Origin of the sequence: Ramlibacter sp., from assembly GCF_041916345.1 — a bacterium.
In the GTDB taxonomy this organism is placed as follows: Bacteria; Pseudomonadota; Gammaproteobacteria; order Burkholderiales; family Burkholderiaceae_C; genus Ramlibacter.
Genome location: NZ_JAYRZR010000023.1, coordinates 18,318 through 31,670 on the forward strand (window position 1 = coordinate 18,318; position 13,353 = coordinate 31,670).

The 13,353-nt window shown below is 71.6% G+C and carries 14 protein-coding genes and 1 riboswitch; of the genes, 2 read left to right on the top strand and 12 right to left on the bottom strand.

Annotated elements, in window-relative coordinates:
- Positions 1-13 precede the first annotated feature (13 nt).
- From ACE3T5_RS08510 to ACE3T5_RS08560, 11 genes are all read right to left on the bottom strand, one after another.
- A complete protein-coding gene (locus tag ACE3T5_RS08510) occupies positions 14-616 on the bottom strand; it encodes a YigZ family protein (protein ID WP_374666485.1) in 603 nt (200 codons plus the stop codon).
- Between the two features lie 32 nt (positions 617-648).
- Positions 649-1,461 carry a 2-oxo-tetronate isomerase gene (gene otnI, locus ACE3T5_RS08515; RefSeq protein WP_374666487.1) on the bottom strand — a complete coding sequence of 271 codons (813 nt, stop codon included), beginning with the start codon at positions 1,459-1,461 and terminating at the stop codon, positions 649-651.
- Positions 1,462-1,465: 4 nt separating this feature from the next.
- A complete protein-coding gene (locus tag ACE3T5_RS08520; protein ID WP_374666489.1) occupies positions 1,466-2,128 on the bottom strand; it encodes an aldolase in 663 nt (220 codons plus the stop codon).
- Complete coding sequence (gene otnK, locus ACE3T5_RS08525; RefSeq protein ID WP_374666491.1) at positions 2,125-3,396, bottom strand: 3-oxo-tetronate kinase; 1,272 nt, start codon at positions 3,394-3,396, stop codon at positions 2,125-2,127. Before otnK ends, ACE3T5_RS08520 begins: the two co-directional genes overlap by 4 nt.
- Positions 3,396-4,406 (bottom strand): D-erythronate dehydrogenase, encoded by a 1,011-nt coding sequence (denD, locus tag ACE3T5_RS08530; protein ID WP_374666493.1) that lies wholly within the window; start codon positions 4,404-4,406, stop codon positions 3,396-3,398. The genes otnK and denD overlap by 1 nt, the downstream gene beginning before the upstream one ends.
- A gap of 16 nt (positions 4,407-4,422) precedes the next feature.
- Complete coding sequence (gene ltnD / locus ACE3T5_RS08535) at positions 4,423-5,328, bottom strand: L-threonate dehydrogenase (RefSeq protein WP_374666495.1); 906 nt, start codon at positions 5,326-5,328, stop codon at positions 4,423-4,425.
- Between the two features lie 10 nt (positions 5,329-5,338).
- Entirely contained in the window at positions 5,339-6,295 is a 957-nt protein-coding gene (locus ACE3T5_RS08540) for a tripartite tricarboxylate transporter substrate binding protein (RefSeq protein WP_374666497.1), read from the bottom strand.
- A gap of 114 nt (positions 6,296-6,409) precedes the next feature.
- The gene (locus tag ACE3T5_RS08545) at positions 6,410-7,186 is read right to left on the bottom strand and encodes a FadR/GntR family transcriptional regulator (protein WP_374666499.1); all 777 of its coding nucleotides are present in this window, start codon (positions 7,184-7,186) and stop codon (positions 6,410-6,412) included.
- Complete coding sequence (gene chrA, locus ACE3T5_RS08550; RefSeq protein ID WP_374666501.1) at positions 7,183-8,550, bottom strand: chromate efflux transporter; 1,368 nt, start codon at positions 8,548-8,550, stop codon at positions 7,183-7,185. The genes ACE3T5_RS08545 and chrA overlap by 4 nt, the downstream gene beginning before the upstream one ends.
- Positions 8,551-9,135: a methionine biosynthesis protein MetW gene (gene metW, locus ACE3T5_RS08555; RefSeq protein ID WP_374666503.1), complete on the bottom strand. Its 585-nt coding sequence runs from the start codon at positions 9,133-9,135 to the stop codon at positions 8,551-8,553.
- A complete protein-coding gene (locus tag ACE3T5_RS08560) occupies positions 9,135-10,262 on the bottom strand; it encodes a homoserine O-acetyltransferase (RefSeq protein WP_374666505.1) in 1,128 nt (375 codons plus the stop codon). Before ACE3T5_RS08560 ends, metW begins: the two co-directional genes overlap by 1 nt.
- A gap of 147 nt (positions 10,263-10,409) precedes the next feature.
- Between ACE3T5_RS08560 and ACE3T5_RS08565 the strand changes: the two genes are divergently transcribed.
- Positions 10,410-11,264, top strand: a complete 855-nt coding sequence (locus ACE3T5_RS08565; protein ID WP_374666507.1) for a formate/nitrite transporter family protein — start codon at positions 10,410-10,412, stop codon at positions 11,262-11,264.
- Here the strand turns inward: ACE3T5_RS08565 and ACE3T5_RS08570 are convergent.
- Positions 11,261-11,827: a TMEM165/GDT1 family protein gene (locus tag ACE3T5_RS08570; RefSeq protein WP_374666510.1), complete on the bottom strand. Its 567-nt coding sequence runs from the start codon at positions 11,825-11,827 to the stop codon at positions 11,261-11,263. The two genes, ACE3T5_RS08565 and ACE3T5_RS08570, sit on opposite strands and share 4 nt — an antisense overlap.
- Positions 11,828-11,836: 9 nt before the next feature.
- Positions 11,837-12,023: riboswitch (yybP-ykoY riboswitch) on the bottom strand.
- A gap of 125 nt (positions 12,024-12,148) precedes the next feature.
- On the opposite strand from ACE3T5_RS08570, the gene ACE3T5_RS08575 reads away from it, so the two are divergent.
- Positions 12,149-13,351: an ammonium transporter gene (locus tag ACE3T5_RS08575; RefSeq protein ID WP_374666512.1), complete on the top strand. Its 1,203-nt coding sequence runs from the start codon at positions 12,149-12,151 to the stop codon at positions 13,349-13,351.
- Positions 13,352-13,353: the final 2 nt, after the last annotated feature.

A 13,353-nucleotide genomic window follows, 5' to 3' on the forward strand; every position in this document is an offset into this window, starting at 1 on the left:
CCTGGGTCCCCGCCTACGCGGGCGCGACGGGGGGCTCCACCCATTGCAGCGCGCCCTGGCCCGCCTCCTCCAGCCGCGCGCGCAGCGCCGGCCAGGCCGGCTCCGGCAGGCTGAAGCTGAGCTGCACCACCGCATCGTGCTCGGCCTGATGCAGGGTGGCGCCGGCCTGCTGCAGCTCGCGCCGGGCCAGGCCTTCCAGCGCATAGGGCAGCCGGCAGGTGCGATGCAGCGTGCGCACCAGCGGGATCTTGGGCGCGTTCAGCAGCGCCTGGGCCACGGCGTCGGTGTAGGCACGCACCAGGCCGTCGGCGCCGAGCTTCACGCCGCCGAAGTAGCGCACCACCGTGGCCAGCACGCCCTCCAGATCCTGGTGGCGCAGCACCTCCAGCATGGGGCGGCCGGCGGTGCCGCCCGGCTCGCCGTCGTCATGCGCGGCCGACTGGCCGCCGGCCAGCAGCGCCCAGCACACGTGGGCCGCGCCGGGGTGCTCCGCGCGCAGCCGGGCCACCACCACCTGCGCGGCAGCGCGGTCCGCCACCGGCTGCACACAGCCGATGAAGCGGCTCTTCTTGATGGTGAGGTCGCTGGTGACCGGATGCAGCAGGCTCAGGGGCACCCGGCTAGGGTAGCGCAGTGCGCCTGCGGCAGTCAGCCCTGGCGCGCGCGCAGCCAGCCGAGGCCGGCGCTGGTGCCGCCGGGCACGGCGCCACGGGCCGGGCGGTACTCGCAGCCGACCCAGCCGTCCCAGCCGGACGAGGCCGCCACCTCGTCGATCACTTCGAACAGGTAGGGGTAGTTCACCTCGCCCACGTCGGGCTCGTGCCGCTGCGGCACGCCGGCGATCTGGAAGTGCCCCACGCGCCCGGTGGGCAGGTACTGGCGGATCTTCATCGCCACGTCGCCTTCGACGACCTGGCAGTGGTACAGGTCGAACTGCACCTTCAGGTGCGGCGAGCCCACCTCTTCCACGATGGCGTGCGCGTCGTCCTGGCGATTGAGGAAGAAGCCGGGAATGTCGCGCGTGTTGATCGGCTCGATGAGCGCCTTCACGCCGCGCTCACCGGCCGTAGCGGCGGCGTGGCGCAGGTTGCCGAGGTAGGCCGCGCGGGCCGCTTCGCGCGACACGCCGGTGGGCAGCAGACCGGCCATCACATGCACGCGCGGGCAGCCCAGCGCCTGCGCGTAGTCCAGCGCACGCGCCCAGGCCGCGCGGAACTCGGCCTCGCGGCCCGGGTGGCAGGCCAGGCCGCGCTCGCCCGCGTCCCAGTCGCCGGGCGGGGCGTTGAACAGCACCTGCTGCAGGCCGTTCGCGTCCAGCCGGGCCTTCAGCTCCTGGGCGGGGTACGCGTACGGAAACAGGTACTCGACGCCTTGGAAGCCGTCGCGCGCGGCGGCCTCGAAGCGATCCAGGAAGTCCAGCTCCGGGTAGAGCATGGAGAGGTTGGCGGCAAAGCGGGGCATGTATTCACCAGCGGGCGCCGAAGGCCTGGCGCAGTTCGTCGATCTGGTCCGCGTCGAGCGGCGCGGGGCGGGGGTCGGTCAGCAGCCAGAGGCGGGCGGTCTCTTCCAGCTCCTCCAGCGTGGCCATCGCAGCAGCGGGCGAGGCATGCCACACATTGGGGCCCAGGCGCGAGAGCATCACAGCGCGCACCGGCGCGCCCTGCTGGCCGTAGCGCGTGATGGCCGCCGCCACCGCCTGCGCGGCCTCGGGTGCGCCGGGCCGCGTGTAGGGCATCACGGGCACGTGGCCGACCTTCATGACGAAGTAGGGCGTGAGGGGGGGCAGCAGCTCGTCGCCCGTGGGCTGCAGCGTGAGCGCCACGCAGTGCGTGCTGTGGGTGTGGATGACGCAGCGGGTCTGCGGGTCGAAGGGCAGGGCCGCGTCGTAGATCGCGCGGTGCAGGGCGAGCGTCTTGCTCGCGGGCGCACCGCTGGTCTGCCGGCCTTGCGCATCCAGCCGGGCCAGCATGGCCGGGTCCAGCGTGCCCAGGCAGGCGTCCGTGGGCGTGATCAGGAAGCCGTCATCCAGCCGCACGCTGATGTTGCCGGCGGTGGCATGCACATAGCCGCGCTCGAACAGGCTGCGGCCGACGCGGCAGATCTCCTCGCGGGCTTGCGACTCGGTCATGCCAGCACGGAGAAGGCGCGGGTGAAGAAGTCATCCCCGCCGAAGTTGCCGGATTTCAACGCGAGGTGCAGGCCCTCGGCGCCCGTCCCCGGCGCCTGCGCATGGCACCAGGGCACGCCGGGGTCGATCTGCGGGCCGATGCGCATCTGCTGCACGCCCAGCGCCTGCGCGCAGGCGCCCGAGGTCTCGCCGCCGGCCACCACGAGCTGGCGCACGCCGAGCGCGACCAACCCGCGCGCGACAGTAGCCAGGGCCTGCTCCACGCGCTCGCCGGCTGCGGCCACACCCAGCTGGCCCTGCACCGCCTGCACGGCCGCGGGATCGGCGCTGGAGTAGATCAGCACCGGGCCGGCCGCGAGGCGGTCGCCCGCCCAGGCCAGCGCCTCGCCCGCCACGTCATGCCCCTGCGCGAGCCGCAGCGGATCGACCGCGAAGGCCGGCCGGCCGCTGGCCTGGAAGGCCTGCACCTGGCGCAGCGTGGCCTGCGAGCAGCTGCCCGAGACCACGGCCCGCAGTCCGCGCGCCGGCGGCAGCGCACTGGCCGTGGACGAGGCCGCGAGGCCGAAGTTCCCGGGCAGGCCGATGGCGACGCCCGAGCCGGCCGTGAGCAATGGCAGGTCGGCCAGCGCCGGGCCCAGGCGCAACAGGTCGTCATTCGAGACGGCATCCACGATGGCCAGGCCCACACCTTCGGCCCGCAGCGCGGCGATGCGCGCGCGCACGGCGTCGGCCCCCGCGGCCACCACGCGGTGATCGATCAGGCCCACCTTTCGGCGGCACTGCGCCTGCAGCACGCGAACGAGGTTGGCGTCCGTCATGGGCGTGAGCGGATGGTTCTTCATGCCGCTGTCGGACAGCAGCACGTCGCCCACGAACAGGTGGCCCTTGAACACCGTGCGGCCGTTGTCCGGGAAGGCCGGTGTGGCGATGGTGAAGTCGGTGCCCAGCGCATCCATCAGCGCCTCGGCCACCGGGCCGATGTTGCCCTGCGGCGTGCTGTCGAAGGTGGAGCAGTACTTGAAGTAGATCTGCTGCGCGCCCGCGGCCTGCAGCCAGCGCAGCGCAGCGAGCGATTGCGCCACCGCCTCGGCGGGCGCGATGGTGCGCGACTTCAGCGCCACCACCACCGCGTCGGCCTCCGCGTCCAGCGGGCCTTCCGGCACGCCGTTGGCCTGCACCACGCGCATGCCGTGGCGCACCAGGTTGTTGGCGAGGTCGGTCGCGCCGGTGAAGTCGTCGGCGATGCAGCCGAGCAGCAGGCGGCCCATCACTGCACCGCGAGGCGGATCGCCTGCGGGTTCTCGCGGATGTAGTCGCGCACCACCGCCTCGAAGCTGGCGTCGGGCCGCAGGCCCAGGCCCGCCGCGCGCGCGAAGGCCACGTTGCCCGGCCAGGTGCTCACGAGGCGCTGCACCGCGGCGTCGGGCGTCCAGTCCAGCAGCGAAGTGGCGGCCGGGCCGGCGACCTTCTCCAGCGCCTGCGCCATCTCGCCCACCGAGGTGCGCAGCGACGGCAGGTTGATCGCGGTGAGCGGGCCCCACTCGGCATCGGTCGCCTCTGCGGCGCGGATCAGGCCCTCGATGGTGCGCGCGGGCGAGGCCAGCGCCACCGGCGTCTCAGGGGGCACGGGCACCTGCGCGCGCAGGCCCGCGAGCGGCTCGCGGATCATGCCGCTCAGGAAGCCGGAGGCCGCGCCGTTCGGGCGGCCCGGGCGCACGCTCACCGTCATCAGCCGCGTGCTGCGGCCCTGCACGAAGCCCTTGCGCGCGAAGTCCGCCACCAGCTGCTCGCCGATGAACTTCTGGATGCCGTAGCTGCTTTGCGGCGTGGGCAGGCTCATGTCCTCGATCAGCGCCGGCAGGCCCACGCCAGGCAGCGCGCCGAACACCGCCAGCGAACTCGCAAAGACAAAGGTGGGCCGCGTGCCGAGCGCGCGGCAGGCCTCGAGCAGCGAACGGGTCGCCTCGAAGTTGCTGCGCATGCCGAGGTCGAAGTCGGCCTCGCACTCGCCGCTCACCGCGGCAGCGAGGTGGAACACGACCGCGGTATCGGCCGCGGGCAGCGCACGCGAGGCGAGTTGCGCATTGAGGTCGCCGCCGAGGAAGGTGATGCGCGCATCGGCAGCCAGGTCATCCGGCGGCGGCGCGCGATCCGCCAGGGTGATGCGGGTGACGGCCTCGGGCGCAGCGCCGCCGCGGGCCAGGCGGCCCTGCGCCAGCAGCGTGCGGGCCAGTCGCGCGCCGAGGAAGCCGCAGCCGCCGGTGATGAGGATGTGCATGGGTTCGTCTCCAGGTTCACTTCGACCCGGGCAAGGTGATGCCCGGGAAGATCTTGATCACCGCGCTGTCGTCCTCGCGCGCGTGGCCGGCGGTGGAGGCCTGCATGAACATCTGGTGGGCCGTGCTCGACAGCGGCAGCGGGAACTTGGAGGCGCGCGCCATGTCGAGCACGAGGCCCAGGTCCTTCACGAAGATGTCCACCGCGGACAGCGGCGTGAAGTCACCGGCCAGCACGTGCGCCATGCGATTCTCGAACATCCAGCTGTTGCCGGCGCTGTGGGTGATGACCTCGTACAGCGCCGCCGGGTCCACGCCCTCGCGCAGGCCGAGTGCCATCGCCTCCGCCGCCGCCGCGATGTGCACGCCGGCCAGCAGCTGGTTGATGATCTTCACCTTGCTGCCCGCGCCGGCGCTGTCACCCAGTCGATAGACCTTGGCCGCCATCGCATCGAGCAGCGGCTGGGCCACGGCATAGGCCTCGGGGCGGCCGGCGGTCATCATGGTCATCTGGCCGCTGGCGGCCTTGGCGGCGCCGCCGGAGATGGGCGCGTCGATGTAGAGCAGGCCGCGCTCGGCCAGGCGTGCCTCCAGCGCGATCGACCAGTTGGGATCCACCGTGGAGCACATCACGAACACGCTGCCGGGCTTCATCGTCGCGGCGCAGCCCTGCTCGCCGAACAGCACGGCCTCGGTCTGCGCTGCATTCACCACCACCGAGACCACCACGTCGCAGGCCTCACCCAGCGCGGCCGGCGAGGCACAGGCGGTGCCGCCATCGCGCGCGAAGGCCTGCGCCACGTCGGCGCGGATGTCGTAGACGTGAGGCACGTGGCCCGCGCGGCGCAGGGATTGCGCCATGCCGGCGCCCATGGCGCCGAGGCCGATCAGGCCGACGGTGGGGGTTGACACAGGATGCCTCATGCGGATTCCTTCAGTCCAGGGTGATCTTGGCGTAGGCCGCCACGCGCTTCCACTTGGCCGCGTCGGCGGCCATGAACGCCACGGTGGCCGAGGCGCCCAGGAGGCCGACCTCGGCGCCGCGCGACTCCATGGCGCGCACGATCTCGGGGTCGCGCGCCACCTTGTCCAGCGCCTGCTCCAGCCGGGCCAGCACGGCGGGCGGCAGGCCGGCGGGCGCGGCGAGGCCGTACCAGGCGCTCACGTCGAAGTCCTGCAGGCCGGACTCCACCAGCGTGGGCACCTGCGGCAGCGCCTTGCTGCGGGTCCGCGTGGTGACGGCCAGCGCGCGCACGGCCCCGCCCTGGATCTGCCCCAGCACCGACGGCAGGTTCTCGAACATCATGTCCACTTCGCCGGCGATCAGGCCCGTGACCGCCATCGCGGCGCCGCGGTAGGGGATGTGCGTGATGAAGGTGCCGGTGGTGCTCTTGAGCAGTTCGGCGCTCAGGTGCAGCGAGGTGCCGTTGCCGTTGGAGGCGTAGTTCATGCGCCCCGGCGTCGCGCGCGCCCGCTTGAGCAGGTCGGCCACGTTCTCGATGCCGCTCTTCGGGTTGACAAGCAGCACGTTGGGCACGCGCCCCACCACGCCCACCGGCGCGATCTGCTCTGGACGGTACGGCAGCTTGGCATAGAGGGCCGGGCTGATGGTGAGCGGCGGTGACGCCATCAGCAGCGTGTAGCCATCCGCGGCCGCGCGGCTGGCCTCGCCGGCGCCCAGGTTGCCGCCGGCACCGGGCTTGTTGTCGATCACCACCGGCTGGCCCAGTTCCTGCGCGAGCTTCGGGCCCAGCAGGCGGGCCATGTTGTCGATCAGCCCGCCCGGCGGGAAGGGAACGATCAGACGGATGGGCCGGCCGGGGTAGGCCTGGGCACGGGCCGCGCCGGCGGGCAGGGCCAGGGCGGCCAGGACCAGGTGGCGTCTTTGCATGGCGGTTGTCTCTCTTTCGGTGGCGTCCGGGTGCCCGACGGGTGGAGCGGGCCCGCGTTGATTCGTATGGTTATCATACAACTTGGGGCGGCTGTGCCCGTCATCGGGCGCCGCTCAGCCTCGGCGCAGGCCGTGCACGAGCGGCTGCGCCAGTCGCTCGCCGTGCTGGCGCCAGAAGGCCGGGTCGGCGTCTTCCATGCGACGCACGGCATTCACCATGTGCGTGGCGGCCGCGGCGCGGGCGCCGTCGACGTCGCCGGTGGCAATGGCCTGCGCGATCGCGGCATGTTCGTCACGCACCTGGGTGGTGAAGTCGGCGCGGCGGGCCTCGTTGGCCCGCGTCACGCTGATGGCGCCCCGCATGAACTGGGCGAGATAGTCGAGCGTGCCGATGAGAAAGGGGTTGTGGCCGGCCTCCGCGACGCTGCGGTGGAAGCGCAGGTCTTCCTCCACGCCATCGCCGCCCTTGGCGACCGCCTTCTCCAGCGCGAGCATCGCCTGGCGGATCCGTCGCATGTCGGCCGCGCCGCGGCGCTGCGCGGCCAGGCCGGCGGCTTCGGCCTCCAGCGCGCGCCGCACCTCGATCATCTGGGCCACGGCGCTGCGCGACTCCGCGTGCCGGGCGTCGAAGTCCAGCGGCGCGAAGGTCCCCTGCCCGGTGATGTAGACGCCGCTGCCCTGGCGCGAGTCCACCAGGCCCAGCGATTTCAGCCGTGACACCGCCTCGCGCACCACCGTGCGGCTGACGGCGAACTGCTCGGCCAGCCGCGCCTCCGTAGGGAGCTTGCCGCCCGCGGGAAACTGGCCGGCCTTGATGCCCTGCACCAGCTGCTGCGCGACCTGATCCGACAGGCGCGCGCCGCTGCTGACCGGTTGGAAGGGCGTGTTCATGACAGGAGGCTGGAGGCGATGCCCAGGATAGCGCAGGCCGCGATCACCGGGATCACGCCCCAGCGCAGCCGCTGCAGCGCGAACAGCGCCAGCGCGGCCAGGCCCAGCGAGAACAGGTCGATCGTGCCGTCCGCGCGCCGCGCGATGTGTGCGATGAAGAACACGCCCAGGCTCGCGATCACGCCCACCACGGCCGCCGTGATGGCCGTGAGCGGCGCGGTGAAGCCCAGCCGGCCATGGGTCGACTCCACCAGCGGGCCACCGGCCAGGATGAACAGGAACGAGGGCAGGAAGGTGAACCAGGTGACCACCACCGCGGCCAGCGCGCCGCCCAGGAACAGGGCATCCGGGCCCAGCACGCGGTGCGTCCAGCCGCCCACGAAGCCGACGAAGGCCACCACCATGATCAGCGGGCCGGGCGTCGTCTCGCCCAGCGCCAGGCCGTCCATCATCTGCGCCGCGGTGAGCCAGCCCGCGTGCTCCACCGCGCCCTGGAACACGTAGGGCAGCACTGCATAGGCGCCGCCGAACGTGAGGAGCGCGGCCTTGGTGAAGAACCAGCCCATCTGGGCCAGCGTGCCATCCAGGCCCTGCCAGGCGACCAGCGCGGCCATCGGCAGCAGCCAGAGCAGGGCGCACACGACCACGACACGCGCCAGCCGCGCGGTGCTGAACCGCGCATGCGCCGGGGTGGGCGTGTGGTCGTCGATCAGCGCCGGCGCGTGCGTGCCTGCCGCCGCCGCATGAGCGCCCGCGCTGCCGGCGAACTGCCCCGGCGCGATGCGCGCGCCCAGCACCCCCACCAGCGCCGCGACGCCAACCACCCACGGGAACGGCACCTTCAGCACCGCGATGGCGATGAAGCTGCCCACGGCCACCGCCCACAGCAGCGGCACCTGCGCCGGATGCCGCAGCGTGCGGCTGCCGATGCGCCACACCGCGTGCAGCACGATGGCCGCCACCGCGGACTTGATGCCGTAGAACACGCCGGCCACCCAGCCGACCTGGCCGAACACCAGGTAGACCCAGCTCAGACCGATCAGCATGAACAGCGAGGGCAGCACGAACAGCGCGCCGGCCACCACGCCACCCCAGGTGCGGTGCAGCAGCCAGCCGATGTAGGTGGCGAGCTGCTGCGCCTCGGGGCCGGGCAGCAGCATGCAGTAGTTCAGCGCATGCAGGAAGCGCTGCTCCGAGATCCAGCGCCTGTTCTCCACCAGCTCCCGGTGCATCACCGCGATCTGCCCGGCCGGCCCGCCGAAGCTGATGAAGCCGAGCTTGAGCCAGAAGCGCAGCGCCTCGCCGAAGGCCACGGTGGCAGGGGCGGGACCGTCAGCCCCGTGGGAGGGGACGGGGCTCGTCATTCAGCCGCGCTCGAACTTGAACACTGCCGTGGAGGCCAGCAGGTTGGGCCACAGGCGCTGCACGCGCCCCTCCTGCAGGCCGAAGGCGTCGAGGATGCGCAGGCGGTTGCGCGTGGCGAGTTCCTCGAAGTCGCGGTAGGTGCCGACGCGGATGTTGGGCGTGTCGTACCACTGGTAGGGCAGACGGCGGGTCACGGGCATGCGCCCGCGCAGCACCGACAGCCGGTTCGGCCAGTGCGCGAAGTTGGGGAAGGCGACGATGCCGGTGCGGCCCACGCGCGCGGTCTCGCGCAGCATGACCTCGGCGTTGCGCAGGTTCTGCAGCGTGTCGATCTGCAGCACGACGTCAAAGCTGTCGTCGTCGAACATCGACAGGCCTTCGTCCAGGTTCAGCTGGATCACGTTCACGCCGCGCTGCACGCAGGCCAGCACGTTGGCATCCGCGATCTCGATGCCGTAGCCGCTGCACCCGCGCGTGCGCTGCAGGTGGTCCAGCAGGGCGCCGTCGCCGCAGCCGAGATCGAGCACGCGCGCGCCCTCGGGCACCAGCGCCGCGATGGTCTCCATGGTGGGGCGGTCGGACATCAGGCCGCCTCCTGCGCGATGCGCTCGAAGTAGCTGCGCACCACGGCCAGGTAGCGCGGGTCTTCCAGCAGGAAGGCGTCGTGGCCATGCGGGGCGTCGATCTCGGCGTAGCTCACGTCACGCCGGTTGTCCAGCAAGGCCTTCACGATCTCGCGGCTGCGTTTCGGCGAGAAGCGCCAGTCGGTGGTGAAGCTCACCAGCAGGAACTTCGCCGTGGCCGCGGCCAGCGCGCGCGCCAGCTGGCCGCCATGGGCGCGCGCGGGATCGAAGTAGTCCAGCGCGCGGGTGATCAGCAGGTAGGTGTTGGCGTCGAAGTACTCGCTGAACTTGTCGCCCTGGTGGCGCAGGTAGCTCTCGATCTGGAACTCGATGTCCTGGGTGGAGTACTTGAGGTCGAGGCCTTCCCGCAGCTGGCGCCCGAACTTCTCGTTCATGACGTCGTCCGACAGGTAGGTGATGTGGCCGATCATGCGGGCGATGCGCAGGCCGCGCTTGGGCACCACGCCATGGGCGTAGAAGTGGCCGCCGTGGAAGTCGGGGTCGGTCACGATGGCGCGGCGGGCGACCTCGTTGAAGGCGATGTTCTCGGCGTTCAGGTTGGGCGCGCTGGCGATCACCACGCCGTGGCGCACGCGTTCGGGGTACTGCAGCGTCCACGAGAGCGCCTGCATGCCGCCCAGGCTGCCGCCCATCACCGCCGCCAGCTGCTGGATGCCCAGCTGGCCGAGCAGGCGCGCCTGCGCGTCCACCCAGTCCTCCACCGTGACCACCGGGAAATCGGCGCCCCACTCGCGGCCGGTGGCGGGGTTCACGTCCCTGGGGCCGGTGGAGCCGAAGCAGGAGCCGAGGTTGTTGACACCAATGACGAAGAAGCGGTTGGTGTCCACCGGCTTGCCGGGGCCGATCATGGTGTCCCACCAGCCCTCGGACTTCGGCTGGCCCTCGTACACGCCGGCCACGTGGTGCGAGGCATTCAGCGCGTGGCAGATCAGCACCGCGTTGCTGCGCTCGGCGTTGAGCGTGCCATAGGTCTCGTAGGCCAGCGTGTAGGCCGGCATCGTCGCGCCGCTGCGCAGGGCGAGCGGGGCGTCGAAGTGCAGGGTCTGCGGCGTGGCGATGAAGGACATGACGACAAACAAAAAACCCGGCCCCGCCAAAGCAGGACCGGGTCGGGGGACGCCGGCGACTTTAGCTGCATTTGTGAAGCGCCCGCAAGCGAGGCAAATCGGCGCTCGCCTAGTATAAGGGCCCGCAGGAAGACAGGAGGCTGGCGGATGGAGCTGTACGGATCGGACGCCTATGCACCGGCGGAAGTGGCGCGCCGCGTGGCCACGGTGGGGGTGGCCAAGGCGCGCATGGCGGCGCTGCCGCTGGCGCTGCTGGGTGTGCTGGCCGGCGCCTTCATCGGCCTGGGCGCGATGCTGTTCGTGCTGGTCCGCGCGGATGCCGCGCTGGGCCTGGCCGCCACGCAGTTTGCGAGCGGCCTGGTGTTCTCGCTCGGGCTGCTGCTGGTGGTGGTAGCGGGCGCCGAGCTGTTCACCGGCAACAACCTGATCGTGATGGCCTGGGCCGACGGCCAGATCAGCACGCGCGAGGTGCTGCGCAACTGGGTGCTGGTGTGCGCGGCCAACTTCGCCGGCGCGGCCGGCCTGGCGCTGCTGGTCTGGCTGAGCGGCCACACCGGCCTGGGCCAGGGCGCGGTGGGCCGCACGGTGGTGCGCATCGCGCTCGCCAAGCAGGAGCTGCCGCTGGCCGAGGCCTTCTTCCGCGGCGTGCTGTGCAACGTGCTGGTCTGCATGGCGGTGTGGATGGCCATGGCCGGCCGCAGCGTGATCGACAAGGCGGTGGCGGTGGTGTTCCCGGTCACCGCCTTCGTGGCCGCCGGCTTCGAGCACAGCATCGCGAACATGTACCTGATGCCGCTGGCCATGCTGGTGCAGGGCGGCACGGCGGAGGCCGGCCAGGCGCTGGTCACCGCGGGCGGCATGGCGCGCAACCTCGCCGCCGTGATCGCCGGCAACCTGCTGGGCGGCAGCGTGCTGGTGGGCCTGACCTACCACCTGGCCTACCGGCGGCCGGCGCAGCGCGCGGTGCAGGCCGCCGAGACGGACCCGCCGGCTCGCGGCTAGACGGCGCCCAGCAGCGCGACCAGCCCCAGCCCCAGGAACACCAGCGCCGACACCACGTGCACCGCGCGCAGCGGCACGCGGCGCGTGATGCGGTCACCGAACCACACCACCGGCACGTTGGCCAGCATCATGCCCAGCGTGGTGCCGGCCACGACGGCGGCCCAGGCGTTGTACTGCGCGGCCAGCATCACGGTGGCGATCTGCGTCTTGTCGCCCATCTCGGCCAGGAAGAAGGCCACCACGGTGGCGCCGAACACGCCCAGGCGGGTGGGCCCGGCAGCGACTTCGTCCTCATCCAGGCGATCCGGGATCAGCATCCACACCGCCATGGCGATGAACGACGCACCCAGGATCCAGCGCAGCACCTGCGGCCCCAGGGCCTGGGTGACCCAGGCGCCGGCCGCACCGGCGAGGCCGTGGTTGACGAGGGTGGCCACCAGGATGCCCCACACGATGGGCCAGGGGCGGCGAAAGCGGGCGGCGAGGACGAGCGACAGCAACTGCGTCTTGTCACCCATTTCAGCGAGGGCGACGATGCCGGTGGAGACGAGGAAGGCTTCCATGCAAGGGGGCTCCGGCCGGGGCGAACGAACAACCGATGACCGCGTGGGCGCCCCGGCGGAACAGGGCCACGCAGTCAAAGGTCTCGCCAAGCCGATGTGCCGCCTGCGCCATGGAACCCGTGGATTCCAAGTCTGTTGACGCAAGCCCCTTTCGCGCTCGAAGGGAGGCTACTCCCCCATGACAGGCCGCTATTGTAAGCCCGGCCCATCCGGTCACGCGCCGGCACGCTTTTGGCGCAGTTCTTGCTTGGTTTTGGTGCGGACCGGGAAATCGGGTCGGTCACGCACCACAACAGTTCAAAACCATCCTGAGGAGACCCCATGGAAGCACTCAAACAGGGCGCCGACGTCCTGTTCATCCTGCTTGGCGCCATCATGGTTCTGGCCATGCATGCCGGCTTCGCCTTTCTCGAGCTCGGTACCGTGCGCAAGAAGAACCAGGTGAACGCGCTGGTGAAGATCCTGGTCGACTTCAGCGTCTCCACCGTCGCCTACTTCCTGGTGGGCTATGCGGTGGCCTATGGCACCAGCTTCCTGGTGGGGGCCGACCAGCTGGTGGCGAAGAGCGGCTACGAGCTGGTGAAGTTCTTCTTCCTGCTCACCTTTGCCGCCGCCATCCCGGCCATCATCTCCGGTGGCATTGCCGAGCGCGCCCGCTTCGGCCCGCAGCTGATCGCCACCGCGGTGATCGTGGGCCTGGTCTACCCGCTGTTCGAGGGCGTGGTGTGGAACCAGCGCTTCGGCATCCAGGCCTGGATCAAGGACCTCACCGGCCAGGAGTTCCATGATTTCGCCGGCTCCATCGTCGTGCACGCGGTGGGGGGCTGGCTGGCGCTGCCGGCGGTGCTGCTGCTGGGCGCGCGGTCCAACCGCTACCGCAAGGACGGCGCGATCTCCGCGCACCCGCCCTCCAACATCCCCTTCCTGGCACTGGGCGCCTGGGTGCTCATGGTGGGCTGGTTCGGCTTCAACGTGATGAGCGCGCAGACCGTGGACAAGGTCAGCGGCCTGGTGGCGGTGAACTCGCTGATGGCGATGGTGGGCGGCACGCTCGCGGCGGTGGCGCTGGGCCGCAACGACCCGGGCTTCGTGCACAACGGCCCGCTGGCCGGCCTGGTGGCGGTGTGCGCGGGCAGTGACCTGATGCATCCGCTGGGCGCCTTCGTGGTGGGCGGCGGCGCGGGCGCGATCTTCGTCTTCATGTTCACCCTGACGCAGAACCGCTGGAAGATCGACGACGTGCTGGGCGTGTGGCCGCTGCACGGCCTGTGCGGCCTGTGGGGCGGCATCGCGGCCGGCCTGTTCGGCGGCACCGCGCTGGGCGGGCTGGGCGGCGTGAGCCTGGGCGCGCAGGTCATCGGCAGCCTGATGGGCGTGGGCTGGGCGCTGGCCGGCGGCTTCGTGGTCTACGGCGTGCTGAAGGCGGTGATGGGCCTGCGCCTGAGCGCGGAGGAGGAGTTCGAGGGTGCCGACCTCGCCATCCACAAGATCGGCGCCACACCCGACCGCGAAGCGAACTGGTAACG